Below are 24964 nucleotides of genomic sequence, written 5' to 3'. Positions count from 1 at the left end.
TCAACTTGTTTCAACTCTCTCAGATCCTCATAGTGAAAGGACCATCCGTGCTTGGCTTCAAAGAAGAGGAATTCCTCACGCAGACCCGCAGCGCACTGGCACTGCAGGGACAAATCGAAACGGTGGTTGACTCCATCCAGCAGCGCGGGATGACCAACCTGTTCCTCATCGGCGCGGGCGGGACCTATGCCGCGATGCTGCCATACGAGCACTTCATCCGGTCCCGCTCCACCTTGCCCGTCCGTGCGTCCATCGGCAAAGAGCTGATGCTGACCCAGGACCCCACGTTCGGCCCCGGCTCCGTGGCTGTCTTCGCGTCCGTTTCGGGTACGACGGAAGACATTATTGAGGCCATCGAGTTCGCCAAGGCCAAGGGTGCATACACCATTGGGTTCACTGGATTCGGTGACAGCCCGTTCGCCAAAGCCTTGGATGTCGCCTTGGTGACCGAACCTAAAACCTGGCCCTTCGATATCCCAATGATTCTCTTGAGCACCCGCCTTCTCGCCGTCCGGGGCGAATTTGAAGGGTACGAAGAACTCGCTGCAGAACTCCAGACCATCCCCGAAAGCTTGGTCGACGTCGCCCGTCAAGCAGAATCAGTGGCTGAAGCGTTCGCGGAGAAGAACAAGGACGCTGACTACCATTTCCTGGTGGGCACCGGAAACCTGTGGGGCCTTACCTACCTGTATTCCATGTGCATTCTGGAAGAAATGCAGTGGCTCCGGACCACCCGTGTGCACGGCGCGGAGTTCTTCCACGGTTCCCTTGAACTCATCGAGGAAGACACCAGCCTCATGTTGCTCCTGGGCGAGGACGAAACCCGACCTCTGATGGATCGGGTGGCCAAATTCGCCGAAAACTACAGCAAGAACACCACCTTGCTGGACAGCAAGGACTACGAACTCCCGGGGATTAGTCCTCGATTCCGTGCACTCCTTTCCCCGCTGATTCTGGACACGGTACTTGACCGTTTCAGCAAGCACCTCGAGCGCGTACGGAACCACTCCCTGGATCTGCGCCGCTACTACCGGGTTGTCGAATACTGACCAGCGCAACGCCCGCAAAGGCATAAGGCCGCGCTGCGGGCCCGGCGCTGTCCGGGCCCGCAGATTCGAGACAGGAACAGCATGAAAGTAATCGGTTTCGGGGACAACATTGTGGACCGTTTTCTCGACCGTAAAGTGATGTACCCCGGGGGGAACTGCGTCAACGTTGCGGTCTTTGCCCGCCGGCTGGGGGTTGAATCCGCCTATCTCGGCGTCTTTGGCTCGGATCCGCTGGGCACTTTTGTCCGCGAAGCCATTGATGCGGAGGGTGTTGACACCAGCCGGTGCATCACGCGCGACGGCCTCAACGGGGTCACTGAGATCAAGGTGGTGGACGGTGACCGCATCTTCCTGGGCTGGAACCAGGGAGGCGTCACCACAAGCGATCCCTTCGTACTGGAGGATGAACACCTCCGGTACCTGGCCTCCGCCCATCTGGTCCATTCGAGCGTCTACTCTGCTTCGGAGAACCAGTTACCTGCCTTGCGAAGCGCCGGGACACTGGTCAGTTTCGACTATTCGTCCGAGCCGGAACGTAGAACGGACGCCTATCTGGCGCAGACGGCGCCCTACGTGGACCTGGCACTCTTGTCGTGCGGAAACATGACCGTTGCCGCCGTCGAAAATGAACTAAAACGCGTCCACGCAGCAGGCGCTTCGCTTGCGGTGGGGACTCGCGGCCAGTCGGGCGCAATGATGTACGACGGCGAACGCTTCCTTACGCAGGCAGCGGCACCTACCGATCCGCTGCGGTTTGCGGACACTATGGGTTGCGGTGATGCCTTCCTGGCGGGACTCGTGGTCAGTCTGTTGAGTTCCGGTTGGAATCGATCGTTTCTGCCGCCGGTTGAGGACTGCCGGAAGGCCCTGGTCCGAGGGGCCGAGTTCGCCGCGGCGCAGTGCTATGTGGAGGGAGCCTTCGGTTATGGCCGGGCAGTGGAGGTAGCGGCCGGGCACTCGAAGTAGCTACTAGGATCTGTTGCAGAGATAAATCCACGGACGGAGCCGCAAAACGCGGATTCCACAGCTGAAAGGGGCCGGATGGCGACGGATCATCAGAACCACCCGGCTGCCCCGACCATAACCGAGGTGGCAGCGGCCGCCGGAGTGGGCAGGGCGACGGTAGCCCGGACCTTGGGCAACTATGGATCGGTCAGTGAAGCCACGCGGGCCAAGGTGATGCGCGCAGCCGAGAAATTGGGTTACCAGCCCAACACGTTGGCTCGAAGCATGACCACCGGGGTCACCAAAACCCTCGGAATTGTGCTGGCAGATGTGGCAAACCCGTTCTTCTCGGGCGTGCTCAAAGGCATTTCGGAAACGGCCAAAACGGCCGGCTACGATGCCATCATCCTGAGCACTGACGAGAAGCTTGAGCTGGAGCGCGACGCGATCGCCGTCTTGCTTGCAAAACAAGTGGATGGCCTCATTGTGGCCTCAGCTGCGGGACGAAGTGATGACGTCTCACATCTCTCCAGCGCCATTGATCGAGGAACCCCTGTGGTTCTCATCGACCGCTTGGTGGACAAACTGGAGACGGATTCGGTGGTGATCGACAACCGGGAAGCGGCGAGGTCTGCCGTTGCGTCGCTCATCCACAACGGTCATCGCCGCATAGCGTTCGCGTGGGGGCCAGTGACCCTGAGCCCGGCGACGGATTTGAAACAGATGCACAGCATCCTGGACGAAGCACTGTGGAGTGACGGCGAGCGGTTGAGGGGTTATCTCGATGCGCTCGAAGAGGCCGGGATTCCTTTCGACACTGCGCTCATCACCCATGTTCTCAAGAACGAGGGCCAGGCGACGCGGGCGGTCAGCGGGATGCTGGCCCTTGCGGACCCACCCACTGCCATTTTCACCACCGAGACTGAGGCCACGGTGGGAGCACTTCATTCCTTGCGTGCCAAAAACCTGCGCTTGCTGAAGGACGTCTCCCTGATCGGGTTCGACGACAGTCCCTGGGCGGCAGTCATGGAACCACCACTGACCATGATCCAGCAACCCATGCGCCAAATGGGTGTGGTCGCTTCCCAACAGCTCATCGCGCGGATCGACGGCGACACCTCTGCCTCGAAGAAGCACGTCCTGCCCTCGCTGCTGGTCGCCCGCTCGTCGGACGGCCCCGTGCGGGCTGCCGGCAGCGAATAGAAAATTCCCTGCCCTAATTTTCTTTGCTCTCTTCCCCGGCGCAACAAATCATGATTCACTGTGGTACCGGTATCACACGTTTCACCCCAACGTTTCAATCAGGAGTTACCTTTCAGCCCGTCACTGTGAAGCCACCCCAACGGCGGGCATGACTTCCAACTCCCACAGAGGAGCCCGGCTGATCGGCCCTTCGACCGAAAGAAGAACTCATGCGTAAAAGCACCCAATCATTGATGGCATTGCTGGCCGGCGCCGCTATGGCGCTCACCGGATGTGCCGGCGGCGGCAGCCAGCCGGCTGCTGCCCTGGATCCCAATGCTGAGCCGCAATACACAGGAACCCTCAGCATCCTCACCAAGTTTGGCGGCGACCCCTTGGAGCCCTACTTTGAGGACCTGGCCGCGGAGTACAAAAAGCTGCATCCTGAAGTGTCCTTCGATCTCATCCAGGAGACGGACCAGAGCATCAAGGACAAGACCAAGACGCTTACTGCGTCCCAAGCCATGCCGGACATCTACTTCACCTGGGCGGGCAGCTGGGCCAATAACTTCATTGACGGAGGCCTCGCAGCAGATCTGACCCCCGTCATTGCCCCCGGCACTGAGTGGGGAAAGAACTTCGGGGAGTCCGCGCTGAAAGCGTTCGCCAAAGACGGAAAATACTTTGCCGTCCCGCTCTACAACAACGGTAAGTTCATGGGTTACAACCAGCGGATCTTCAAGGAACTCAACCTGACACCGCCGACGACCTTCGATGAGCTCATTTCGTCCTGTTCAGTGCTAAAGGAAGCCGGCTACGAGCCGATCTCCTTCGGCAACAAGGACGGTTGGCCGGGTCTGCACTACCTGCAGCAGCTCTTCGCCTACGAGGTGCCCGCCGACGTTCTGCAAGCAGACTTCAGCCCGGAAACTGCCAAACTCGACGACGCGGGTTACCTCAAGGCCATGGGCCAATTCACCACCCTGGTCAACAAGTGCACCGGCAGTGGCAAGGATTCAAACGGCGTCCTCTACACCACTGCGCAGCAGGCCCTGGCTGAGGGGAAGTCCGGAATGTACTACCAGGAGATCCTTGAATTCGACTCCACCGCCTCCGCCGACTCAAAGCTCAAGCGTGATGGATTGAGCATTTTCAAGCTTCCGGCGGCAGCAGACGCCAAGGGAGATCCGCAGGCCATTGAAGGGTCCCCCGAGGGTTACATCATCAATGCGCGTTCCAAGAACGCCGCACTCGCAGCCGACTTCATGAAATTCGCTACCAACAGCCAGAACGCTGCCAAACTGTCGGCTCCGCCGTACGGTCAGCCCAGCGCGGTCAAAGGTGCGGTGTCCGCCGCGAACTCCTCCGGGCCTGTGATCGAGGGCATCAAACAGGTGAACGAAGCATCCGCGGCCATCACGTGGCTGGACTCCGTTACTGTTCCTGCAGTCGCTGATGCCTGGTTGGCCGGTGGGGAATCCCTGGTGGCCGGAACGCAGACTGCGGACCAGGTTCTTGCTTCTGTCCGGGCAGCTTCCAGTGCAGCAAAGTAGCAGGCAGTGCCATGACTGTTTCCGATACCGCCTGGAAATCCGCGGCTCCGCCTCCGGCACCTCTGTCCACTAAGTCGCCGAAAAGCAGGACACGCAAGCCTGTCCGGGCTCATGGCTGGCGCAACGTTGTGTGGGTACTGCCGGCCGTTCTGCTGCTGGGTTTGTTCGCCTACTTGCCCCTGGTGCAGAACCTTGGGTTCAGCTTCCTCAAATGGGATATCTACAGCGGTCGGCAAACCTTTGTAGGCGCGGACAACTACGTCCGCATGTTCAATGACCCCATCTTCTGGAAGTCCCTCCTTAACAACACGCTGTACGCGGTCATCTCCATAGCCTTCCAGGTATTCGGCGCGATGATCCTCGCAGCGATGATTGAGGGACTGCGAAGCCAACGGTGGAGGGGAATCCTCCGCGCCATCTACTTTGTTCCGTCCGCCATCTCCCTGACAGTCGCCGGCCTCTTGTTCTACTTCATCTATGAACCCGAGATGGGCATCCTCAACGCGGCCCTGGATGCCCTGGGCCTGGGAAATTTCACGCAAGCATGGCTGGGACAGGAGAACACGGCGATCTTTGCGATCATCGCCATGAGCCAGTGGCAGGGATTTGGATACTGCACGCTTCTCTTCTCGGTGGCGCTCCAACGGATCCCCTCCGAACTTTATGAAGCTGCGTCGATCGACGGCGTTGGCCCCTTCCAGCGCTTCTTTTCGATCTCCTTGCCTCTCGTCAGGGAAATGACCGGACTCATGATGATCGTCACGGTGTCCGGAGCCTTCCAAGTGTTCAACGAAGTCATGGTGATGACCAGCGGAGGGCCCAACAACTCCAGTCAGGTCCTTGGCACGTGGCTCTACAGGAGTGGATTCGTCCGCAATGACTTCGGTTATGCGGCCGCCGTCGCCACTGCCGTCTTCATCATCACCCTGGTCCTGGCCGTCATTCAACTTCGTATCTCCAAGAAAAGGAGGGTCCAATGGTGACGCGCTCAGCCCTGCTGCTGGTGCTTGGCCGGGTCCTCATCAAAGCGTTCCTGGTTGCCCTCGCCGTCGTCGTTATTTATCCCTTGGTCTGGATGCTGCTCAACGGTGTGAAGTCCAACGCGGAGCTGTTTTCCAATCCTTTCGCCATGCCCGTTGCATGGAAATGGGACAACTACATCACTGCATGGAATCGAGGGGTGGGCAACTACCTCACAACCAGCGTCCTGGTTACCGTAGCTTCCACCATCGCGACAGTATTTATCAGCGCCTGGGCCGCCTATGGGTTGACCAGGGTCAACATCCCTTTCAACAGGGTGGTGCTCATTCTCATTCTTGGCGGCCTGATGCTCGCTCCCACGGTTGCCCTCATCCCGCTGGTCAAGATGTTCCAAAGCCTGGGGCTGTACAACAATCTCTGGGCACTGCTCATCCTGTACACGGCATTCCGGGTTCCTTTCACCACGTTCCTTATCCGGGCGTACATGATGGACCTGCCTGCCGAGGTGGACGAAGCAGCTTCCGTCGACGGTGCGTCGAAGGCCCGGACGTTTTGGCAGGTTATCTTGCCCATGTGCAAGCCGATCCTGGTTTCGACTGTTCTCCTGAACATCCTGTTTACGTGGAACGAGTACCTTTTTGCCATGGTGTTCACCAGCGGGGGAGCGCTGCAAACCCTGCCCGTGGGACTGACAAATCTGATGTCCAAGCACGGCACGGACTATCCCGTAGTCTTCGCGGGCATGGCAATCGCGGCAATTCCGGTGATTGTGCTCTTCTTTGCCGGACAGCGGTACTTCATCCGTGGACTGGCTGACGGAGTTGGTAAGTAGTTATGGGTTTGGAGGGTGTACTGGGCCTGGACCAGGTCAGTGGATCGAACTTTGCCTACCAGCACCACACTCTTGAGCGTTGCCTCGATGACATGGCCGGGCTCGGAAGGACGAAGGTGGAGCTTTGGGGCATCGCGCCGCACCTTCACATTCCCCATGTTGATTCGGCACATCTGAAAAAAGTCAGAAGTCAGCTGTTGGCCCGGGAGCTCAGTGTCGCCTGCCTGACCCCCGAACAGGTTGCGTATCCCGTCAATATTGCCTCCGGTGAGGACTGGCTCAGAGGTCAAAGCCTGGAGTTGTTCTTGCGGGCGGCGGAATTGTGCAGCGAGCTGGAGGCTCCGCTGTTGTTCCTGACTGCGGGACGAGGGTACGAGGACGAACCAGCTGAGGTCGCTTGGGCACGTTCCGTCGACGCCCTCCAAACCATCACTCAGCGCGCTGCCGAACTTGGTGTGGGATGCGTTCTTGAGCCTCTCCAACGTGTTGAGTCGAACCTCGTCACTGATGTCAGCTCGCTCCGGTCAATGCTCGACGACGTCGGGGCCCCAACTTTGGGGGTGGTGATTGACACTGTTGCCATGACGGCGGCCGGAGAAGACGTCAGCGACTACGCGAAGGCCTTTGGCGAGGACATCCGACACGTTCATCTGGTGGATGGTGCCCCCACTGGACACCTGGCCTGGGGTGATGGATTTCTGGACCTCGACAAGATCCTGCGCGACCTCAGCCGGCTGAACTACAGCGGAGCAATGACCTTTGAACTCTTTGGCGACGGCTCCTACGCCTTGGAGCCCCGCCCTGCAGTAGCCCGTTGCTTGGAAGCCGTGAAAGCTACCCTGGCCACGATTTCCTCCTAGCCGATCTTTGTTTGTGGGCAGCCCCATGATGTGGGGTTTTGGTCGCAGGTGTCGGCGACGAGGGCTTTTTCTGTTTTCCAGACGTGGATGGTTGTGGGTGGTGTGGTGAGGTTGAGGGTTCCGTTGATGGGTAGGGGTGGGCCGTTGTTGACGGAGTAGGTTCCGGTGAAGGTGGTGGTGAGGGTGGTGGGGTAGTTCCCGGTTTGGGTGTAGGTGTGGCTGTTGCGGGTGTTGGTGGTGAGCCATTGGGCTTGGGGGATGGGGTAGCCGGCGGCTGGTGTGGGTCCGAGGGTGGTGCCGTCGCCGTAGTTGTAGGTGTAGTTGGTTGGTGTTGCGGTGAGGTGGACGTCTTGGCCGAGGATGGTGAGGTCGAAGGTTTGTTGTTGGGGTGTGGTGTAGAAGTTGGTGGGTCCGCCTTTGAGGGTGTTGGGGAAGGGTTGGGCTTGGAGGGTTCCTGGGTTGATGGGTAGTTGGCGGAAGTCGTTGAGGATTCGGGCTGCGATGTTGGCCAGGACGTTTTCGGGTTTGGTGTCGTAGAGGCAGGTGGGTCCGCTGACTGTGGGGTAGTCGGTCCAGACCGGGTTGGTGATTGATTTCGGGGCTTGTCGCCAGATCACGGGTGTTCCTGGTTCGCTGTCGGGTGTTTTCGGTGGGCAGTCCAGGGTGAGGCAGCCTTTGTCCGGGGTGTCCGAACCACCCGAGCGGCAGTGGATGTCGGCCATGTACTGGTTCGGATCCTCGGAGGCAGGCGAAGTTCCTGCTTTGGGTTCCGATTTGCCTGTTTCTGGGTTGAATACGAATGTGGCGCCGACAGTAATAGCTGTCTCGCCACGACCAACGGTGATTTGCCCGCCGTCATCACCTGCTGCCACTGCGTGTGCCGTAGTTCCCGCGGAGCAGGCAAGGGCCAATGCCAAGCCGCACAGCGTGGCGGGGATTGACCTCATTTTTGGCCAACAATCATTCCGTTGTCGACAACTCGCCAGTTGTGACCTTGAAAATCGAGGAAGACAGCTTCTGCGATGTTGGAGGCGGGGGTCGACTTCAAACCTGCTGACCCATCAGCGTTGAAGTACTGCGCTTCAGTTTGGACAACTTGGACTCTTGCTTGTTGTCTAACTGCAGCATCAATCCATTGAACCTCTATGGTTGGGACGGTTACTGTTCCTCCGACTATCCATCTGCCCTGGCTGTAGTTACGTTCGATGGCCTTCGCATAAGAGGCTGCTAACGGATTTGTCGTGTCGGTTACCTCGGACCAGCTCGATAGGTCCCCTGTCTCGATCGCATATGAGTAGGTCGCATACCAGTACCCAATAAACGCCTCCAACCCAGCCTTCGAGTTCTCCTTCGCCAGTTCCGGCATCACTGGGACGGGTACGTTTTGGGCCTTGCCTTTCGCGTCGGCCGGCTTGTAGGCGCCCGGAGCGGTAGAAGACGGAGCGGGAGCCGGCGCGCTCGAGGCGGGTGCCGCCGTCGTCGTGCTTGTGGGGGAAGGTGGGCTGACCTGTGTGGAGCACCCCGTCAAAAGCCACACCGCGCACCAAACCACCGCCGCCACACGGACTCGGGCAGGCGATATTGCGGCAATCGGACGGCATGGCATGACAGGCTCCCCAGAAGCTTTTGTGGCGATGTGTCGGCCAGTCTAGGTGGAGCGATCGGGCGCTACCCAGTCAAATATTGGTGGTTGTGGATAACCCGATCCGGACCACCGAATGGCTCGCGGGCCTTGTAGCCAAAGCGTCGGGGCTAGACGCTAGGGTGGTAGTCAAGAGAAGGGGAGTGCTCCATGGAAGAACAGAACGTGCAGCTTGAGCCCGTGCCTGGTGGCCAGATCGTCGGGACCGGACGCACCATCATCTCCGAGGCTGCGGTGGCCAAGGTAGCCGGGATCGCTGCCCGGACAGTTCCTGGCGTCTACTCCCTGGGTTCGGGCCCCTCGCGTGCCCTGGGCGCTATCCGCGACGCCGTGGGCAGCTCAGACCACGCAGCCGGTGTACGGGCCGAGGTCGGCGAGACCCAGGTGGCCGTGGACATCAATCTTGTTGCCCTCTACGGCCATCCCCTTCACGGCGTCGCCAACCAAGTGCGGTCGGCTGTCTTCAGGGCTGTCGAGGAACTGGTTGGACTGCAGGTTATCGAAGTCAATGTCGAAATCACGGACGTCTATATCGCCCCGCCTGTGAAGTCCCCCGGTGGCAAAACCGTCGTAGTGGAAAGGGATGCGCTCCAATGAGTATGACCGTGGTGGGAATCGCGATCGGCGCCTTTGTGGCTTTCATGTCGCTGTCGTTCGGGTTGTGGGGCTTCCTCATATCGCTGCTTTTCATGGGCATCGGCGCGCTGCTGGGTCGTGCGGCTGACGGCAAGCTGGACTTGCGCAGCGTGCTGGACGCCATTACGGGCCGGCGCTCTTCGTCATGAGCGTGGCTGAGGCTGTGGAATCCACCACCAGCCTGGCCGGCCACAACCGGATCAGCACCCAGGCTCTGACATCCTTGGCCCGCGCCGCGGCCGCCGAGGCCCTCGGCGTTGAGGCCAGTGACATCCGGGCCGATTGGGCGGACGACGACGGCCTGCTGGCTTTGTCGATCGTGGCACCTATCAGTATTCCGGCCCTGACCGAGGTCCTTCGTGATCCCAACCGGGTCCAGGGCTTCGGAGGATCGATCTGGGACCGGTCCGTGGCGGCCAAGGCCACAGTGTTGGAGATCGTCACCCGGCTCAGCGGCTCCCAGCTAAGCCGTGTGGACATCAGGATCAGTGGAGCCCAGGTTACGGAGGGTGGGCGCGTTCAATGACGCAGGATCAAGAAACTCGAACCTTGAATGCAGTGAATTCCGGGGCCAGCCCGGTTGCCGGGGAGGACCCGGAGATGGCCCGCATCCTGCGCCGTGAAACGCACTCGTCCCGTGCCGGAGCAGCCACCATTGCGGCAGTGCTGGTCATTGTCCTTTGCGTCTACGCTTTGCTCGAATCCGGCGTCCGTGCAGTTGGACAGCCCCCGTGGTTGATCGATCCCAGTACTGCGGCCGAACGCGCCATCGCCCTGCCGGAGGGTATTTCGCCGTTGCTGCTGGGTGCCAGTGGTGCTGTGATTGCCATGGTCGGGCTGTTTTTCCTCCTCCACGCAGTGCTGCCGGGCCGCCGTGCCCGTCATCTCCTACGCGACCCGCGCACCGCCGTCGTCGTCGATGACGAGGTCTTGGCTTCGGCGCTGGCCCGGAGGGCCCGGACCGCTGCGAATGTCACGCAGGAACAAGTCATGGTGGTCGTGTCGCGGCAACTGGTGGTGGTCAATGTAAGGCCCACTTCCGGCAGCCGCGTGAGCGAGGAAGCGGTTCGGTCCGCGGTCCAGGCTGAACTTGAAGAAATGTCGCCGGTGCCGATGCCTTCGGTTCGGGTCAACCTTGCGTCGTCGGGGGTGATCGGAGCGTGAATGGAACACCGCGGGCTCTTAACCGCGTGCTGCTGTTCATCATCGGAGTGAAGCTCCTTGCCGTCGGGCTCCTTCTCCTGCTGTTGGCCACGGTTCCTGCCGTTGCCGCCTGGTGGCATGGCTGGTCCGCCGGAGCATGGGCGCGGACGGAACAGCTCTTCAGGGACACCCGCTTTCCCGGGCGGGAGGAGAGCTGGCTGTGGATCGTGGCCGGCCTCGTCCTTGTGGCCATCATTGTGGCGATGATTGCCTGGCTATCCCAGCAAGGTAAAGGCCGGGCCAACTTCCTGGTGTCCAGCGATGACGACAGCGACGTCGACGGCCAAGTCCGGATTGGCGGGGGCGTCGCCGAGCAGGCGCTGCGTGCCGCACTTTCCGAGAGGACCGACCTCGCCAGCGCGTCTGTGGCCACCCTTGAGGTGAAAGGAAAGCCGGGGCTGCGCATCCGCATCCAACCCAGGCAAGGAGTAGCACCCCACATCCTTGCTGCCGAGGTTTCCCAACTGGTTGAAGCCCTTGACCTGGTGATTGGGCAGAAGACTCCGGTGCTGGTCCACATGGTTTCGGGCGCCCGGTCAAGGTTCACCCGTGCTGAACGGGTTCGCTGATGGCAGGAAATGCTCCACGCAGGACGGGAGGCCGCGGTGGCTGGAACCCAGACGCTTGAGGCGTCACTGGCTGAGGTGATGGCCGAACTGGCCGCCTTGGAGGACCCCCGTGCGCGCGAAGTGAACGAAAGACACGGCGACGATCATGGAGTAAATCTCAGCAAGTTGCGTGCCGTGGCCAAGAGGCTGAAGACGCAACAGGACCTGGCCCGGGAACTTTGGAACACTGGGGACACTGCCGCCAGGCTCCTGTCTTTGCTGATCTGCCGGCCAAAAGCCTTTGCCAAAGACGAACTGGACAGCATGGTGCGCCAAGCGAAGACCCCGAAGGTCAACGACTGGCTCGTCAACTATGTGGTCAAGAAAAGCCCCTACTGCGAAGAACTGCGGATCTTGTGGTTTTCCGACGCGGACCCCGTGGTGGCCGCCGCCGGTTGGGCCCTGACCTCCGAACGTATCGTCAAGAAGCCCGAGGGCCTGGACCTGAACCAGCTCCTGGACCTGATCGAGGCCGACATGAAGGACGCCCCGGAACGGCTTCAGTGGGCCATGAACAACTGCCTGGCACAGATCGGGATCGAGCACCCTGGGCATCGCTCCCGGGCGCTCAGCATCGGTGAGCGTTTGGAAGTCCTCAAGGACTATCCCACCCCGCCCAACTGCACGTCACCGTTCGCGCCCATCTGGATCAATGAAATGGTTCGCCGCAAGGGCTGATCTCCGCGGAGGCTAGCCCCTGTTGCGGTGCATCATGCGGTAGGTGATCTCGGCGAGGAGTTCCTCGTCGGAAAGGTGCGATGCCCGCGCGATGGGGGCAGCGGGAACGGCGACCCGGGGTGGGCCCTGCCGGGTTTCGTCGGCATTGCGCATGTCGTCCGGGGTGATCATGTCCGGGGCGAACGTTGACTTCCCTTTGAGGACCTCGGACACCGAACCGGCACGCCAACCCAGGGCATGTTCAAGCTTGCGTTGGTTGATCTCCTGCGCGCGGCGGGTTCCCGATTCCAGCGTCCGGACGGTCTTGATGGCCGTTCCAGCCTGCTTGGCCAACTGCACCTGGCTCAGCCCTTGCGCCAGGCGTTCTTCCTTGATCAGTCGGCCGATGGTCTGTAGTGCTTCAAGTTCATCCACACTTCTTAGTTTTCCATAGGCAATATTGGGCAATCAAATCGGATAATGGGCAATCATGCTCCACGCCCGCCATATCGGGGCCAATGGCGCCACGACTGGAGTAGATATAAATTAGGCAGGCTGCTTTGTATCGTTGTGGTTACGGTGCGTGTAAGCGCTTGCATATTTGCGATAATCATCGCTAGTGTGAGCGTCACCACATCAATTGCGCCGCCGAATCACTTGTACTCAGCGAGGAGTCTTTAGCATGAAGAAAACCAAGTACCTGCTACCGGTCGCAGCCGCCGGTGTCCTGGCACTTACCATGTCCGCCTGCAGCGGCAACAGCGGAGGCGGGGGATCCACTGCCGGATCCAGCGACTGTTCTGCCTACGACACATACGGCAAGCACGAAGGCAAGACCGTTTCGGTGTACTCCACGATCGTGGACACCGAGGCCACTAACCTCGAAGAATCCTGGAAGCAGTTCGAGCAGTGCACGGGCATCACCGTCAAGTACGAAGGCAGCAAGGAATTCGAGACCCAGATTGGCGTCCGCGCCCAGTCCGGAACCGCTCCTGACGTAGCGATCTTCCCGCAGCCCGGCCTGCTCGCCACCCAGGCCCGCGCCGGCTACCTCAAGCCCGCTCCCAAGACCGTCTCCGACCTGGTGGACAAGAACTGGTCCCCTGACTGGAAGAAGTACGGCACCGTGGATGGCACCTACTACGGCGCCCCGATGCTCGCGAACGTCAAGGGCTACGTCTGGTACTCACCCAAGACCTTCAAGGACAAGGGCTGGGAAGTTCCCAAGACGTGGGCACAGATGATGGACCTCACCAAGAAGATCGCCGATGACAAGACCATGAAGCCGTGGTGTGCCGGGTTCGAATCCGGTGAAGCAACGGGCTGGCCGGGTACTGACTGGATCGAGGACGTTGTCCTGCGCGCCCAGGGCCCCGAGGTATACGACCAGTGGGTCAACCACACGATTCCTTTCAACGACCCCAAGATCGTCAAGGCATTCGACCAGGTTGGCGACATCCTCCTCAACCCGAACTACGTCAACGGTGGCTTCGGTGACCCCCGCTCGATCCTGAGCACGGCATTCGCTCAGGCCGGCCAGCCGGTACTTGATGGCCAGTGCGCCATGCACCACCAGGCCTCGTTCCAGGCATCCAACTGGCCCGCGGGCACCAACGTTGCCGAGGACGGTGACGTCTGGGCGTTCATGACTCCTCCCATCGACGAGTCCAAGGGCACGGCCATCACCGGTGGCGGTGAAACCGTTGGCGCTTACAAGGACACCCCTGAGGTCCAGGCTTACCTGGCATTCATGGCAAGCGCAGACTTCGCCAACAACCGCGTGAAGCTCGGCGGTGCCATCAGCGCAAACAAGGGCCTTGACCCGAACAACGCCCAGTCGGCCCTGGACAAGCAGTCCATCCAGCTCCTCCAGGATCCCAAGACTGTCTTCCGGTTTGACGGCTCTGACCTGATGCCGAGTGCAGTGGGTTCCAACTCCTTCTGGAAGGGCATTGTTGCCTGGATCAATGGCAGCTCTTCGCAGCAGGTAACGGACAGCATCGAAGCCAGCTGGCCTAAGAGCTAACTACGAAAGCGCTGCCTCCCTGCCTGGTTTCGCCTGGTCGGGAGGCAGCGCTTTTCCCGGAACTCAGTGATTCACTCACGCCCCGGAGGTTGGGTATGGATTTTATCGGAGGAAAACTCCTTCAAGTAGTGATAGCGCTGGCGATCTTCGCGGCGATTATCGGCATCATCATGTTGGTGGTGGACAGGGCACCGAAATCGGTCAAGGACAAGGTCACCGTGGCCGGCTTCCTCGCACCGGCAGGTATTCTCATGCTCGTGGGACTCGTGTACCCCGCGGTTCGCACGTCAATGCTGGCCTTCACGGACGCCAGCGGCAACGGAAATGGTTTCGACAACTTTGTCTGGATGTTCACGCAGCCTGAGGCTTTGACCACGCTGCGGAACACCGTTATTTGGACCGTCCTGGTCCCCCTTTTGTCCACGAGCTTCGGCCTGGCCTACGCAGTCTTCATCGACAAGGCCCGCGGCGAGAAGGTCCTTAAGTCCTTGGTCTTCATGCCGATGGCCATCTCCTTCGTGGGCGCCGGCATCATCTGGAAGCTCGTCTATGACTACCGCGGCCCTGGCCTCGAACAGACCGGTGTCATCAACTTCCTCAGGGACGCCTTGGGGTTGGATCCAAAGCAGTTCCTCCTGGACGCCCCGGAAAACACGATCTTCCTGATCGTTGTGATGGTCTGGATCCAGACCGGTTTCGCCATGGTCATTCTCTCGGCTGCCATCAAGGGTGTTCCGGTGGAACTTATCGAGGCGGCCCGCCTTGACGGCGCCAATGCCTGGCAGCAGTTCCGCAACGTGACCGTGCCCGGCATCCGTGGAGCACTTGTGGTGGTCCTGACCACCATCACGATCGCCACCCTGAAGGTGTTCGACATTGTCCGGACCATGACGGCCGGTAACTACGACACCTCGGTTGTGGCCAACGAAATGTACACGCAGGCCTTCCGTGCCGGCGAACCGGGTCGTGGTGCGGCATTGGCCCTGATCCTGTTCCTGATGGTGCTGCCGATCGTCGTGTACAACGCTCGAGTCCTTCGCAAGCAAAGGGAGATCCATTGACAGCCACGCCAGCCCCGAAAGAGGTTTCGAAGGCCGCAACCCGGCAGCGTCCTGGATCCGATCCCACGGAGGACGCCCAGCCGATGATGCGGCGGGTCAAGACCAAGCTCACCTCCAAGTGGGCAACAGCGGCAGCCATCATCATCGCCGTCGTATGGTCCGTACCCACGTTCGGCCTGTTCGTTACGTCGTTCCGTCCTGCTGCGAAGCAGGTTGGGCCCCGCTCCAACGGTTGGTGGAATGCCTTCGTTGACTGGGACTTCACATTCAAGAACTACGCGGACGTCCTGACCCCCGCGGGCTCGCAGTCGGCCAACCTGTCCCAGTACTTCGTCAACTCGGTCGCGATCGTCATCCCGGTCACCATCTTTGTTCTGGTGCTCGCTTCGATGGCCGCCTACGTTTTCGCCTGGGGCAAGTTCAAGGGCCGCGACGCTCTTTTCATCTTCGTTTTCGCCCTGCAGATCATTCCGCTGCAGATGGCACTGATCCCGCTGCTGCAGTTCTTCACGCAGACGCTCCACCTCCCTGCCGGTTCGTATGCACAGCTGTGGATCGCCCACACCATGTTCGGGCTCCCGCTGGGTATCTTCCTCCTCCACAACTTCATCTCTGAGATTCCCGGTGAAGTGATCGAGGCTGCAAGGGTGGACGGCGCCGGGCACAGCACCATCTTCTGGCGGATCATCCTGCCGCTGTCCGTGCCGGCACTGGCATCGCTGGCGATCTTCCAGTTCCTGTGGGTCTGGAACGACCTGCTGGTGGCGCTGGTGTTCTCGGGTGGAACTGCGGACGTTGCTCCCATCACCCAACGCCTGGCCGAGATTTCCGGTACCCGCGGTGCCCGGGATTACTTGAACCCGGCAGCGGCATTCGTCTCGATCATCATCCCGCTCCTGGTCTTCTTCGGCCTGCAGCGGTACTTCGTGCGAGGCCTTCTTTCCGGCGGTCTCAAGGGATAACCATTGCCGCCCCGGTTACGCAGCGCATTACGCCGTTGCGTAACCGGGTGCTGCAGACGGCAAGTCCCACATAAGGTAAATGCGGAGCAACGGCGGCCGGAGAGGGGAGCCTGTGTCACGAACAACGGGTAGATCCCAACGCGGCGGCCATACGGGCGTCAGCATCGAAGACGTCGCCATGGCGGCCGGCGTCTCTACAGCAACTGTTTCGCGGGCGGTCAGGGGCTTGCCTCGAGTGTCCCCGGCTACCCGCGAAAAGATCCTCGAGGTGGCCAGTTCGCTGGGCTACGTGGCGTCGTCGTCGGCTTCGGGGCTGGCCACGGGCCGCACCCGGACCATCGGCGTCCTGGCTCCATTCGTGAGCCGCTGGTTCTTCTCCAAGGCCATCGAGGGCGCAGACCGGGAATTGCATTCCCGCAAGTACAACCTGTCCCTGTTCAACCTTGGCGGCCACGGGAGCAACCGTGAGCGGCTATTCAGCTCCACCATGGTTTACAAGCAAATCGATGCGCTCCTGGTGCTTTGCATGTCCTTGACCGAGGAAGAACTGGAACACCTCCACAAGATCGACATCCCGTTAGTAGTGGTGGGTGGTCACGTTGAGGATTGCGCGTACATCGGTATCAACGATTACGACGCCGCTTCCACCGCCGTGCGACACCTGCTGGACCTGGGGCACAAGGATATTGCCCTGCTCCATGGCGACGACGAAACGGACCTGAACTTCGACGTTCCCCGGGTGCGGATCCGCGCCTTCCAGGAGGTCATGACCGACGCCGGCCTGGAAGTCCGCCCGGAATGGGACCAATGGGGGGACTTCACTGTTGCCAGCGGTCAGCAGGCTTTCAACCGGTTGTGGAGCCAGCCCGGCCGTAAACCCACAGCCATCTTCTGCTCCTCGGATGAGATGGCCATGGGCGTGATCTTCGAAGCGGGCCGCCACGGTGTCAGGGTTCCCCAGGACCTGTCGGTCATTGGCATCGATGACCACGATTTCTCGTCGTCGCTGGGCCTGACCACCGTGGGCCAACGCCCTGACGACCAGGCCGAGCTTGCCACCAAGATGCTGTTGGACGAACTCGACGGCAACTTCGGGGCTGTTCATTCACAGGTTGCCCCGCACGAGTTGATCGTCCGGGAGACCACCGCCCCACCCAGCGGGGAAAGCCAAAGCTAGGAAGCGCGTGCCAGCTGCCTGATGGGAATCCACCGTGATGCCAGGCGCCGGTATGCGGCGGCAGCCCCCGTCATGTCACCTTCGGCCAGGCATTCGATGCCCAGCCGGACATCCATGGGCGAGTCGTCCGGATAGACCTTGTCAGCCACGGCACCGTAATCAAGCTCCACCATCGACTGCGCATGGAACAGCTCCAGCCATTCCGTGAGTTGCGTCAGGTCGTCCAGCATGTCCAGGTCGGGAGCAGCCAAAGCCAGGTGGGCCACGGCAAAACGCGCCCTTTCCAATGCTTCGGTGAGGGGAGTCCATACCCGGACGGTCAGGATACGCCCGTCAGCTTCCACCACATCCTTGCGGTCCGACTCGGCAAAGAGCGAGAACCAACTGAACGGGATACCCCACGTGGACGCACGGGTGTGCACCCGCTTGGCGCCTTCGCCGGCGTTGAGGCGGTCGATCCTGACCTGGTGCTTGTCCCTTTGCGATACCGGGATGAGCAGATCGGCCAGTGGACTGTGCACGCCGTCCATCAGGGCGTTGGCCGCCAAACCGGCCCGAATCACCAGTTGGCTGGGGCAGTAAAGCAGCCGCCCGGCGTCGTCCCCGTCTTTATCAGGGGCGGCGTGCCGTCCCGCGGGCACGCGCGTCATCCGGACGAGGTCGGTGCGACCGGTCGGGAACGGATCCCCGCCGGGCCGCGTGATGCGGCCCAGCGAGGCCTGGAGCTCCGCATTTTCGACGGCGGCCCGGGAACCTGTCTTGCCGCCGGCCGCCGCAAGCTGTTGCTGCTGCTCGGGCGGGAACGCTTCGAGTGGCTCGTAAATGCGCAGCGACGACGAGAAGGGCAGCCCTGCCTGGCCCCGGTACAGGTTTCCAGCCATTTCCAGCCACCCCCTTTCGTCGGTGTGAATGTGCCTAGTCTGCGAGCTCCACGATCACCGGTGCGTGGTCCGAGGCGCCCTTGCCTTTGCGCTCTTCCCGGTCAATGGAAGCACCGGTGACCCGTGCGGCCAATGCTGGTGATGCGAGGCAGAAATCGATGCGCATGCCTTCCTTCTTGGGGAAGCGAAGCTGCGTGTAATCCCAGTATGTGTAGACGCCCGGGCCCGGGGTGTAGGGACGGACGACGTCGGTGAAGCCGGCTGCTTCGAACGCGTGGAACGCGGCGCGCTCGGGTTCGCTGACGTGCGTGAAGTTGTTGTCGCGGAACAGCTGGATGTCCCAGACGTCCTCGTCGAACGGGGCGATGTTCCAGTCACCCATGAGGGCGATCTGGGCGGTCGGATCGGCCTTGACCCATTCGGCTGCGTGGCCCTGGAGGACGTCCAGCCACTTGATCTTGTAGGGCATGTGTTCGTCATCCAGCGAGCGTCCGTTGGGAACGTAGAGGCTCCAGATGCGGATACCGCCGCAGGTTGCCGCTATGGCGCGGGCTTCCTGGACGGGGTCCTTGCCGGCCTTGCCAAACGCCGGCTGGTCCAGGAAGGTGCGCTCCACGTCCTCCAGGCCTACGCGGGAGGCGATGGCCACACCGTTCCACTGGTTCACGCCGAAGTGCGCGACCTCGTAGCCCATGCGTTCAAAGAGCTCCCAGGGGAAGTTCTCGTCCTTGCATTTGGTCTCCTGGATTGCCAGGACATCGCAGTCGCTGCGCTCAAGCCAGGCTTCTACCCGGTCGGCGCGGGCACGGAGGGAGTTCACATTCCAGGTAGCTATCTTCACAGCAACTAACTTACCGAACTTGGCGCTGAGCGCATCCCCCTACCGCTTTTTACCGCCGGATCAGTGGCCGTACAGCGGTTGCGTGTGGGCGAGTTTGCGGAGCCCGATGCCGGAAGCGATCAGCAGCAACCCGGTCACGATGGCGAATGCCGCCAGCATGGCTACCAGGCCCAGCAAACCGAGCCCAGGATTGGCCAGGACAACGATGCCGAACACTGTGGTGAGCAAGCCGATCAGCAACCAGATTCCCCAGCTCCGCACGAAGGTCCGCGCTGCAAGGGCCAGGACGATCTGGGAAATGCCCAGCACCAAAGCCCACAAACCGATGAGCACACCGATGGCCGCAGCCGTCAGCCCGGGCCAGGCGATTGCCACGATCCCGGCGGCGATGGAGATTAAACCGCCCGCCACGGACCAGCGCGACCGGCCCGCGGGGTCGTAGAAGTAATGGGCCACGCTGGTGATGCCGTCAATGATCGCGAAGAATCCGAACATGACCACCACCACGAAGGCAGTGGCGCTTGGCAGTACCAGGATCAGCAAGCCAAAAACGATTGAGAGGGCTCCCCGGACCAGCAAAGCAGTTCCCGGGGTCTTGAACATTCTGCGATCCGCTGTGTCCGACATAGGGTCAGCGTAACCAACCACCGCGGGTTACCGCATCCCCTCGCGCCGGATGGCCGTGGCGATGGCCGCCGCACGGGTTTCGACGCCCAGTTTTGCGTAGATGTGCGCGAGGTGGGTCTTCACTGTTGCTTCCGAGATGAAGAGGCGTTTGCCCAGGTCACGATTGCTGAGGCCTTGGGTCAACAGGCTGAGCAGTTCCGCTTCGCGCGGGGTGAGGATCTCGTCCGGATGACGTAGTTGTTGGAACAGCCGCGAGGCGACGGGAGCTGACATGACGCTCTTTCCCTGCACAGCCCCGCGGACGGCGGCGAAGATCTCCTCGGGTGCCGCGTCCTTCAGCAGATACCCCATCGCACCGGCATCAACGGCGCGGACAATGTCGGCATCGGAATCGTAGGTGGTGAACACGATGATCGCCTGGTGGGGTGTGCGCTGGCGCAGTTGCTTGATTGCCTCGATGCCATCCATCCCTGCGCCCATGGCCAGGTCCATGAGGACCACCGCGGGTTGGTGCTCTTGGGCGGCTTCCAGCGCTTCTTCGCCTGATGCCGCTTCACCGACGACGGCGATATCGGCTTGGGTGCCCAGCAGCGCCTTGAGCCCGCTCCGGACAACTGTGTGGTCATCCACGAGCAGCACGGAAATGGTGCTCATCGGCGCTCCTTCGTCTCGGTGCCTGCAGCCGGCAGGGGCAGTTGCGCGGCGATGATGGTGCCCTCGCCGGGGGTGCTCTCCACGGACAATTCTCCGCCCAACTGCTCCACACGTTGCCTCATGGCCCGCAACCCGTAAGCGCCGGTTGGCGACGGCGGAGGTACCGAACCGGGATCGAAGCCGCGGCCGTCGTCGAACACGTCCAAGGTGACGGCGTCCGGGAGGTAGCCGAGGGTGACGCTGGCGTGCTCGGCGCGGGCGTGCAGGTTGATGTTGGCCGCGGCGCTTTGGGTAACCCGGAGCAGGGCGTGACGCACCTCGTTGGGAAGCGGCCGCGGCTCGCCGGTGACCTGGACCCGGATAGTGTCCACGTATTGGCGTGCTGCGTGTTCGAGGGCTTCGGGAAGGGGCCCGGATTCCAGGCCAGGGACCGAGAGTTCATGGACCAGGCTGCGGGTGTCGGCAAGGTTCCGCCGTAACAATCCGGTCGCATGGCGCACATCGTCCTGGGCGGCTTCGGCTGGCCATGATCGCTGGGCCGCTTCCAGGAGCAGCAGGCTGCTGGCGAGCCCTTGGGTTACGGTGTCGTGGATTTCGCGGGAAACACGCTGGCGTTCCGTGGCGATCCCGGCTTCCCGTTCACGTGCGGCGAGTTGCTCCTGGGCTTGTGAGACGTCGTCGAAAAGCTTCTTTTGGAGGGCGGCGTCGCGCTCGATCTTGTCGTAGATGAGGGTCAAAAGCACCCCCGCGGCAAGCGGGCCGAGCAGCATTGCGACGTCCGTCCAGTCGCTCATGCGGAAGAGCCCGACGGCGGTGGCCGCCGCCGTCGCGCCGCCGGCCACGTATCCTGCCCAGCCGCGGAAAGCCGTGCGGGCCAGGAAGAAGATCGCGAAGGAGCACCACGCAAAGCTTGGGGCGACAATAACCAAAACAGCCCAGGCGGCCAACAGCGCGATCATCCATGGCCTGTTGCGGTGGCCTGGCAGGCGGGGGCCGGCCAGGACCGCCGTGATTGCGTACAGCACGCACACCGCGGCCGCGAGGGCCACTGTCCACAGGTTGTCCGCGGGGGAGTGGCGCATGACGTAGCGGACCCCGGACGCCACCATGAGCACGGCAAAGCCAAGGTGGACCACGGCATCGATGCGGCCATCGATCCGGCCGATCCGGTCGCCTGGTGCGGGCTGTGGAGGGGCTGTTGGCATGGTCGGTTCCGGTTCCCGTTTCCCTTGAAGGCGTTCTTTCCATGCTAGGTGCCCGCAGGGCTGTTGGTCTCTCCACCTTTTGGCTGATACGGCCCGCGGAAAGTATGAGTCCGGGGGCTGCTTCGGGCCGATGTGGTACCGGGCCCGCCCCGGGAGCATGGAGGTGTACCGACGCTGACTACAAGGAGATTGCCGTGAAGAAGTCCAACAAGATGATTGCCGTTGCCGCTGCTGGAGCATTGTTGCTCACCGGTGGCGCCACGGCTGTGGCCAACGCCGTGGCGCCGGCCGCCGCCCCCGCCGCCGTCGAGGCCAAAGCCCCGGCTGACGTCCAGCCCGCACCGGAGTACGTGGTTGCCCAGAACCGCATCACAGTGGGTGCCTCGAGCAAGGCCGTCAACGCTGCGCTCGCCAAGTGCCAGGCGGACAAGCTGCCGTTCGTGACCGTCGCACTGGTGGACCGTTTCGGCACGGTCCAGGCCATCCTCCGCGGTGACAACGCCGCCGAGCACACCATCGAAGCCGCCAAGCAGAAGGCCTACACGGCTGCCGCGTTCGGTGCCCCCACCAGTGAGCTTGCCAAGCGCATCAACGGCAACGGCCCCTCGATCGCCGACCTCCCGGGCACCCTCTTCCTGTCCGGCGGCGTGCCGCTGAAGGTGAACGGCGTCTCGGTGGCGGGAATCGGCGTCGGCGGTGCCCCTGACGGCGCCCTCGACGAAGCCTGCGCTACCGCCGGTGCGGATGCCCTGGCCGAAGCAGCGAAGTAGCCATGAAAAAGCGGGTGGCGGGGGTTGGGTTGCTGATGGTCGGGCTGCTGGCGGGATGTACGACGGCGGGAACGTCACCTTCCAGCCCAGTCTCACCTGGCGCGTCGCAGACAGCCCCCGCGTCCGTGGCGCCGTCGAGCGCCAGCCCGATCCCGTCGTCGTCGTTTGCTGCCGAGGCAACGCCGCCCAAACTGTCCCCGGAGGCCCAGATGGAAACCGACCGACTCCTCATCCTGGCCGCGAAAGCCAACGACCCTGCGCGGGTCCGGGAGCTCATCGCGGCGGGCGGAAACGTCAACGCCAAGGATGGGATCCAGGACTCCGCGTTCCTCTACGCAGGGGCCGAGGGTTTCAACGAGGTTCTCCAGCTCACCCTGGCCGCCGGGGCCGACGTGCGCAGCATTAACCGGTACGGCGGCACGGCCCTGATTCCGGCCAGCGAACACGGGCACACGGAAACCGTTCGGATCCTGATCGCCGCCGGCGTGCCCGTGGACCACGTCAACAACCTGGGATGGACAGCCATGCAGGAAGCCATCCTGCTCAACAACGGCGGCCCCAACCAGCAGGACGTGGTGCGGCAGCTGCTCGAGGCCGGAGCGAACCCGGACATCCGCGACCCCCAAGGCCGAACCGCCCTGCAAAACGCAGAGCGGCTCGGATTCACGGAGATCGCTGGGCTGATCCGGGGTTAGAGAGCTTCCAGCACGCTTACGTAGTTAGCGATGCCCACGCCGCCCATGTTCTGCACGGCACCCCGTCGGGCGTTGGGAAGCTGCATGTCGCCCGCGGTACCCGTGAGCTGCATGGCGGCGATGACGTGCTGGGACACGCCGGTGGCGCCGACAGGGTGGCCCTTCGCCTTCAGGCCGCCGGAAACGTTGATGGGAAGTTTGCCGTCCTTATATACCCACCCCTCCTGGATGGCGCGGGAACCTTCGCCGCGCGGGGTCAGGCCCATGGCCTCGTACATGATGAGCTCGGCGATGGTGAAGCAGTCGTGCACTTCGGCGAAGTCCAGGCCATCAATTCCGACGCCGGCCATGGTGAACGCGCGCTCCCAGGACGCCCTGGTGGCGGCGAACTCCGTGGGATCGCGCTTCTCGGCCGGGAAGAAATCGTTCGCGTGGCCGAAACCCGCCAGGCGCACGGGTGCGGTTGCACCTCCGGTTGTCTGGGTGGACAGCACGACGGCGGCAGCGCCGTCGGAGACCGGCGAACAGTCGGTGCGGCGCAAGGGTTCGGCCACCATGGGGTTCTTGTCCGAAATGGTCCGGCAGAACTCCTCGCCGAAGTCCCGGTGCATCTGGGCGTAGGGGTTGTCCATGCCGTTGCGGTGGTTCTTGGCGGCGATGGAACCGAGGACGTCGCCGAGGCCCGCTTCGAATCCGGGGCCGGCAATGTTTGCCCCATAGCGCTTCCCGTAGTGCTTGGCCACCTCCGCGAACAGCCCCGTGAAACCGGTGGATGATGCCTTGCCGGCCATCTCGTAGGAAGCGCCGAGCAGGGCGGCTCCCACGACGTCGGCTCCCGCGTCGGTCATCTTTTCGGCGCCGATCACCAGGACGTTGCGGGCGGTTCCGGCGAGCACGGCCTTGACTCCCTGCTGGAATGCGGCAGAGCCGGAAGCGCAGGCGTTCTCAGTGCGGGTCGCGGGGACGTGGGCGAGGTCCGGGGAGAGTTGGAGGGCCAGGGACGATGTGAAGCCCAGCGGCTGCATGCCCGAGTTGAACTGGCCCAGGTAGATTTCGTCGATGTCTTTGGGGGCCAAGCCGGAGTTCCGGATGGCTTCGCCTGCCACGTGGACGATCAGCGATTCCAGGGTGTCGTCCGTCAGCTTGCCGAACTTGCTGTGGCCCCACCCTGTGAGCAGGATGTCCTTACCGAACTGGTCTTTCAGGCTCATGCGTTGGCTCCTTCGAGGGTGTTTTCCTGCGCGTCTTCGTCCAGCGCCACTGTGAACCCAGCGTCCGTCTTGCTCCGGATCTCTTCCACGGTGACGCCTGGGGCGAGACGGGTCAACACGAGGCGGGTGCCGCCGTCGTGCGTTTCTGTTTCGGGGGCTAAATCGAATACGGCGAGGTCAGTGATGATCCTGTCCACGCAGTTAAGCCCCGTGAGCGGGAGGGTGCAGTTGGTGACGATCTTGGCCGAGCCGTCCTTGGCGTTGTGTTCGGTGAGGACGACGACGCGCGGTGTCCCTGCAACCAGGTCCATCGCACCGCCCATGCCCTTGACCATCTTGCCGGGGATGGTCCAGTTGGCGAGGTCGCCGCCGCCGGACACCTGCATGGCACCCAGGATGGCCACCTTCACGTGGCCGCCGCGGATCATGCCGAACGAGGTGGCGGAGTCGAAAATGCTGCCGCCCGGGGTGATCGTCACCGTTTGCTTGCCGGCGTTGATGAGGTCCGCGTCTTCCTCGCCCTCGTACGGGAACGGGCCCATTCCGAGCAGGCCGTTCTCGCTCTGGAGGATCACCCGGACGCCGTCGGGCAGGTTGTTGGCTACCAATGTGGGGATGCCGATGCCGAGGTTGACGTAGTCGCCGTCGTTCAATTCTTCGGCTGCGATGGCAGCCATCTGGTCACGTGTCCATGCCATGGTGATGT

29 protein-coding genes are annotated in these 24964 nt (G+C 62.1%); 19 read left to right on the top strand and 10 right to left on the bottom strand.

All coding sequences use genetic code 11. The features are described from left to right. Positions 1-47 precede the first annotated feature (47 nt). The 7 genes from LRQ04_RS10765 to LRQ04_RS10735 all read left to right on the top strand — a co-directional run bounded on the left by LRQ04_RS10765 (position 48) and on the right by LRQ04_RS10735 (position 7402). A complete protein-coding gene (locus tag LRQ04_RS10765; RefSeq protein WP_235520157.1) occupies positions 48-1049 on the top strand; it encodes an SIS domain-containing protein in 1002 nt (333 codons plus the stop codon). An 81-nt stretch (positions 1050-1130) separates the two neighbouring features. Further along, positions 1131-2015 carry a PfkB family carbohydrate kinase gene (locus tag LRQ04_RS10760; protein ID WP_235520156.1) on the top strand — a complete coding sequence of 295 codons (885 nt, stop codon included), beginning with the start codon at positions 1131-1133 and terminating at the stop codon, positions 2013-2015. Between the two features lie 75 nt (positions 2016-2090). Further along, positions 2091-3197 carry a LacI family DNA-binding transcriptional regulator gene (locus LRQ04_RS10755; RefSeq protein ID WP_235520155.1) on the top strand — a complete coding sequence of 369 codons (1107 nt, stop codon included), beginning with the start codon at positions 2091-2093 and terminating at the stop codon, positions 3195-3197. Positions 3198-3406: 209 nt separating this feature from the next. Then, a complete protein-coding gene (locus LRQ04_RS10750) occupies positions 3407-4729 on the top strand; it encodes an ABC transporter substrate-binding protein (RefSeq protein ID WP_235520154.1) in 1323 nt (440 codons plus the stop codon). Between the two features lie 11 nt (positions 4730-4740). Next, on the top strand, positions 4741-5712 hold the full coding sequence (locus LRQ04_RS10745) for a carbohydrate ABC transporter permease (RefSeq protein WP_235520153.1): 972 nt from the start codon (positions 4741-4743) through the stop codon (positions 5710-5712). Further along, positions 5706-6542: a carbohydrate ABC transporter permease gene (locus LRQ04_RS10740; RefSeq protein ID WP_235520152.1), complete on the top strand. Its 837-nt coding sequence runs from the start codon at positions 5706-5708 to the stop codon at positions 6540-6542. The genes LRQ04_RS10745 and LRQ04_RS10740 overlap by 7 nt, the downstream gene beginning before the upstream one ends. A gap of 2 nt (positions 6543-6544) precedes the next feature. Further along, on the top strand, positions 6545-7402 hold the full coding sequence (locus LRQ04_RS10735) for a sugar phosphate isomerase/epimerase (protein ID WP_235520151.1): 858 nt from the start codon (positions 6545-6547) through the stop codon (positions 7400-7402). On the opposite strand, the gene LRQ04_RS10730 is transcribed toward LRQ04_RS10735, so the two are convergent. Further along, the gene (locus LRQ04_RS10730; protein WP_235520150.1) at positions 7399-8349 is read right to left on the bottom strand and encodes a hypothetical protein; all 951 of its coding nucleotides are present in this window, start codon (positions 8347-8349) and stop codon (positions 7399-7401) included. The genes LRQ04_RS10735 and LRQ04_RS10730 overlap by 4 nt on opposite strands. Continuing rightward, on the bottom strand, positions 8346-9008 hold the full coding sequence (locus tag LRQ04_RS20615; RefSeq protein ID WP_255774126.1) for a DUF6318 family protein: 663 nt from the start codon (positions 9006-9008) through the stop codon (positions 8346-8348). The genes LRQ04_RS10730 and LRQ04_RS20615 overlap by 4 nt, the downstream gene beginning before the upstream one ends. A gap of 186 nt (positions 9009-9194) precedes the next feature. Between LRQ04_RS20615 and LRQ04_RS10720 the strand changes: the two genes are divergently transcribed. The 6 genes from LRQ04_RS10720 to LRQ04_RS10695 all read left to right on the top strand — a co-directional run bounded on the left by LRQ04_RS10720 (position 9195) and on the right by LRQ04_RS10695 (position 12169). Next, positions 9195-9641, top strand: a complete 447-nt coding sequence (locus LRQ04_RS10720; RefSeq protein ID WP_235520149.1) for an Asp23/Gls24 family envelope stress response protein — start codon at positions 9195-9197, stop codon at positions 9639-9641. Continuing rightward, positions 9638-9829 carry a DUF2273 domain-containing protein gene (locus LRQ04_RS10715; RefSeq protein ID WP_089593421.1) on the top strand — a complete coding sequence of 64 codons (192 nt, stop codon included), beginning with the start codon at positions 9638-9640 and terminating at the stop codon, positions 9827-9829. The genes LRQ04_RS10720 and LRQ04_RS10715 overlap by 4 nt, the downstream gene beginning before the upstream one ends. After that, entirely contained in the window at positions 9826-10206 is a 381-nt protein-coding gene (locus tag LRQ04_RS10710; RefSeq protein WP_235520148.1) for a hypothetical protein, read from the top strand. Before LRQ04_RS10715 ends, LRQ04_RS10710 begins: the two co-directional genes overlap by 4 nt. Continuing rightward, positions 10203-10844, top strand: a complete 642-nt coding sequence (locus tag LRQ04_RS10705) for a DUF6286 domain-containing protein (RefSeq protein ID WP_235520147.1) — start codon at positions 10203-10205, stop codon at positions 10842-10844. Before LRQ04_RS10710 ends, LRQ04_RS10705 begins: the two co-directional genes overlap by 4 nt. Further along, the gene (locus LRQ04_RS10700; RefSeq protein ID WP_235520146.1) at positions 10841-11452 is read left to right on the top strand and encodes a hypothetical protein; all 612 of its coding nucleotides are present in this window, start codon (positions 10841-10843) and stop codon (positions 11450-11452) included. The genes LRQ04_RS10705 and LRQ04_RS10700 overlap by 4 nt, the downstream gene beginning before the upstream one ends. 78 nt (positions 11453-11530) lie before the next feature. Then, complete coding sequence (locus LRQ04_RS10695) at positions 11531-12169, top strand: DNA alkylation repair protein (protein ID WP_235520373.1); 639 nt, start codon at positions 11531-11533, stop codon at positions 12167-12169. A gap of 12 nt (positions 12170-12181) precedes the next feature. Here LRQ04_RS10695 and LRQ04_RS10690 read toward each other — a convergent pair whose 3' ends face one another. Next, the gene (locus tag LRQ04_RS10690) at positions 12182-12583 is read right to left on the bottom strand and encodes a helix-turn-helix transcriptional regulator (protein ID WP_235520145.1); all 402 of its coding nucleotides are present in this window, start codon (positions 12581-12583) and stop codon (positions 12182-12184) included. Positions 12584-12830: 247 nt separating this feature from the next. On the opposite strand from LRQ04_RS10690, the gene LRQ04_RS10685 reads away from it, so the two are divergent. From LRQ04_RS10685 to LRQ04_RS10670, 4 genes are all read left to right on the top strand, one after another. Then, on the top strand, positions 12831-14174 hold the full coding sequence (locus LRQ04_RS10685; protein ID WP_235520144.1) for an ABC transporter substrate-binding protein: 1344 nt from the start codon (positions 12831-12833) through the stop codon (positions 14172-14174). Positions 14175-14269: 95 nt separating this feature from the next. Next, positions 14270-15235: a carbohydrate ABC transporter permease gene (locus LRQ04_RS10680; RefSeq protein ID WP_235520143.1), complete on the top strand. Its 966-nt coding sequence runs from the start codon at positions 14270-14272 to the stop codon at positions 15233-15235. After that, positions 15232-16197 (top strand): carbohydrate ABC transporter permease, encoded by a 966-nt coding sequence (locus tag LRQ04_RS10675; RefSeq protein ID WP_235520142.1) that lies wholly within the window; start codon positions 15232-15234, stop codon positions 16195-16197. The genes LRQ04_RS10680 and LRQ04_RS10675 overlap by 4 nt, the downstream gene beginning before the upstream one ends. A 112-nt stretch (positions 16198-16309) precedes the next feature. Further along, complete coding sequence (locus LRQ04_RS10670; protein WP_235520141.1) at positions 16310-17374, top strand: LacI family DNA-binding transcriptional regulator; 1065 nt, start codon at positions 16310-16312, stop codon at positions 17372-17374. Here LRQ04_RS10670 and LRQ04_RS10665 read toward each other — a convergent pair. Genes LRQ04_RS10665 through LRQ04_RS10645 form a run of 5 tightly spaced genes read right to left on the bottom strand, consistent with a single transcriptional unit; the run spans position 17371 to position 21582 of the window. Next, positions 17371-18255 (bottom strand): hypothetical protein, encoded by an 885-nt coding sequence (locus LRQ04_RS10665; protein WP_235520140.1) that lies wholly within the window; start codon positions 18253-18255, stop codon positions 17371-17373. The two genes, LRQ04_RS10670 and LRQ04_RS10665, sit on opposite strands and share 4 nt — an antisense overlap. Positions 18256-18289: 34 nt before the next feature. Continuing rightward, entirely contained in the window at positions 18290-19096 is an 807-nt protein-coding gene (locus LRQ04_RS10660; RefSeq protein ID WP_235520139.1) for an exodeoxyribonuclease III, read from the bottom strand. A 60-nt stretch (positions 19097-19156) separates the two neighbouring features. Beyond that, entirely contained in the window at positions 19157-19723 is a 567-nt protein-coding gene (locus LRQ04_RS10655) for an HdeD family acid-resistance protein (RefSeq protein WP_235520138.1), read from the bottom strand. A 27-nt stretch (positions 19724-19750) separates the two neighbouring features. Beyond that, a complete protein-coding gene (locus tag LRQ04_RS10650) occupies positions 19751-20377 on the bottom strand; it encodes a response regulator transcription factor (protein ID WP_235520137.1) in 627 nt (208 codons plus the stop codon). Continuing rightward, the gene (locus LRQ04_RS10645; protein ID WP_235520136.1) at positions 20374-21582 is read right to left on the bottom strand and encodes a sensor histidine kinase; all 1209 of its coding nucleotides are present in this window, start codon (positions 21580-21582) and stop codon (positions 20374-20376) included. Before LRQ04_RS10645 ends, LRQ04_RS10650 begins: the two co-directional genes overlap by 4 nt. A 194-nt stretch (positions 21583-21776) precedes the next feature. Here LRQ04_RS10645 and LRQ04_RS10640 point away from each other — a divergent pair, with 194 nt between their 5' ends. Together LRQ04_RS10640 and LRQ04_RS10635 are read left to right on the top strand one after the other, a co-directional pair. Next, on the top strand, positions 21777-22352 hold the full coding sequence (locus LRQ04_RS10640) for a heme-binding protein (protein ID WP_235520135.1): 576 nt from the start codon (positions 21777-21779) through the stop codon (positions 22350-22352). Between the two features lie 2 nt (positions 22353-22354). Next, positions 22355-23047 (top strand): ankyrin repeat domain-containing protein, encoded by a 693-nt coding sequence (locus LRQ04_RS10635; RefSeq protein WP_235520134.1) that lies wholly within the window; start codon positions 22355-22357, stop codon positions 23045-23047. Here the strand turns inward: LRQ04_RS10635 and LRQ04_RS10630 are convergent. Together LRQ04_RS10630 and LRQ04_RS10625 are read right to left on the bottom strand one after the other, a co-directional pair. Further along, positions 23044-24258, bottom strand: coding sequence for an acetyl-CoA acetyltransferase (locus tag LRQ04_RS10630; protein WP_235520133.1), 1215 nt, complete (start codon positions 24256-24258; stop codon positions 23044-23046). The two genes, LRQ04_RS10635 and LRQ04_RS10630, sit on opposite strands and share 4 nt — an antisense overlap. Further along, positions 24255-24956, bottom strand: a complete 702-nt coding sequence (locus LRQ04_RS10625) for a CoA transferase subunit B (protein ID WP_235520132.1) — start codon at positions 24954-24956, stop codon at positions 24255-24257. The genes LRQ04_RS10630 and LRQ04_RS10625 overlap by 4 nt, the downstream gene beginning before the upstream one ends. Positions 24957-24964: the final 8 nt, after the last annotated feature.

Origin of the sequence: Paenarthrobacter sp. AR 02 (genome assembly GCF_021538675.1) — a bacterium.
Lineage (GTDB): Bacteria > Actinomycetota > Actinomycetes > Actinomycetales > Micrococcaceae > Arthrobacter.
The sequence above is the reverse complement of the archived record's forward strand: the minus strand, read 5'-3'. Positions and strand labels throughout refer to the sequence as shown.

Bases quoted from the DNA above. Each gene is read 5' to 3' on its own strand.
- LRQ04_RS10705 (WP_235520147.1), top strand. From the start codon at position 10,203: ATGACGCAGGATCAAGAAACTCGAACCTTGAATGCAGTGAATTCCGGG.
- LRQ04_RS10625 (WP_235520132.1), bottom strand. From the start codon at position 24,956: ATGGCATGGACACGTGACCAGATGGCTGCCATCGCAGCCGAAGAATTG.
- LRQ04_RS10745 (WP_235520153.1), top strand. From the start codon at position 4,741: ATGACTGTTTCCGATACCGCCTGGAAATCCGCGGCTCCGCCTCCGGCA.
- LRQ04_RS10710 (WP_235520148.1), top strand. From the start codon at position 9,826: ATGAGCGTGGCTGAGGCTGTGGAATCCACCACCAGCCTGGCCGGCCAC.
- LRQ04_RS10755 (WP_235520155.1), top strand. From the start codon at position 2,091: ATGGCGACGGATCATCAGAACCACCCGGCTGCCCCGACCATAACCGAG.
- LRQ04_RS10740 (WP_235520152.1), top strand. From the start codon at position 5,706: ATGGTGACGCGCTCAGCCCTGCTGCTGGTGCTTGGCCGGGTCCTCATC.
- LRQ04_RS10695 (WP_235520373.1), top strand. From the start codon at position 11,531: ATGGCCGAACTGGCCGCCTTGGAGGACCCCCGTGCGCGCGAAGTGAAC.
- LRQ04_RS10715 (WP_089593421.1), top strand. From the start codon at position 9,638: ATGAGTATGACCGTGGTGGGAATCGCGATCGGCGCCTTTGTGGCTTTC.
- LRQ04_RS10720 (WP_235520149.1), top strand. From the start codon at position 9,195: ATGGAAGAACAGAACGTGCAGCTTGAGCCCGTGCCTGGTGGCCAGATC.
- LRQ04_RS10685 (WP_235520144.1), top strand. From the start codon at position 12,831: ATGAAGAAAACCAAGTACCTGCTACCGGTCGCAGCCGCCGGTGTCCTG.
- LRQ04_RS10750 (WP_235520154.1), top strand. From the start codon at position 3,407: ATGCGTAAAAGCACCCAATCATTGATGGCATTGCTGGCCGGCGCCGCT.
- LRQ04_RS10760 (WP_235520156.1), top strand. From the start codon at position 1,131: ATGAAAGTAATCGGTTTCGGGGACAACATTGTGGACCGTTTTCTCGAC.
- LRQ04_RS10630 (WP_235520133.1), bottom strand. From the start codon at position 24,258: ATGAGCCTGAAAGACCAGTTCGGTAAGGACATCCTGCTCACAGGGTGG.
- LRQ04_RS20615 (WP_255774126.1), bottom strand. From the start codon at position 9,008: ATGCCATGCCGTCCGATTGCCGCAATATCGCCTGCCCGAGTCCGTGTG.
- LRQ04_RS10680 (WP_235520143.1), top strand. From the start codon at position 14,270: ATGGATTTTATCGGAGGAAAACTCCTTCAAGTAGTGATAGCGCTGGCG.
- LRQ04_RS10655 (WP_235520138.1), bottom strand. From the start codon at position 19,723: ATGTCGGACACAGCGGATCGCAGAATGTTCAAGACCCCGGGAACTGCT.
- LRQ04_RS10730 (WP_235520150.1), bottom strand. From the start codon at position 8,349: ATGAGGTCAATCCCCGCCACGCTGTGCGGCTTGGCATTGGCCCTTGCC.
- LRQ04_RS10650 (WP_235520137.1), bottom strand. From the start codon at position 20,377: ATGAGCACCATTTCCGTGCTGCTCGTGGATGACCACACAGTTGTCCGG.
- LRQ04_RS10665 (WP_235520140.1), bottom strand. From the start codon at position 18,255: ATGGCTGGAAACCTGTACCGGGGCCAGGCAGGGCTGCCCTTCTCGTCG.
- LRQ04_RS10645 (WP_235520136.1), bottom strand. From the start codon at position 21,582: ATGCCAACAGCCCCTCCACAGCCCGCACCAGGCGACCGGATCGGCCGG.
- LRQ04_RS10735 (WP_235520151.1), top strand. From the start codon at position 6,545: ATGGGTTTGGAGGGTGTACTGGGCCTGGACCAGGTCAGTGGATCGAAC.
- LRQ04_RS10635 (WP_235520134.1), top strand. From the start codon at position 22,355: ATGAAAAAGCGGGTGGCGGGGGTTGGGTTGCTGATGGTCGGGCTGCTG.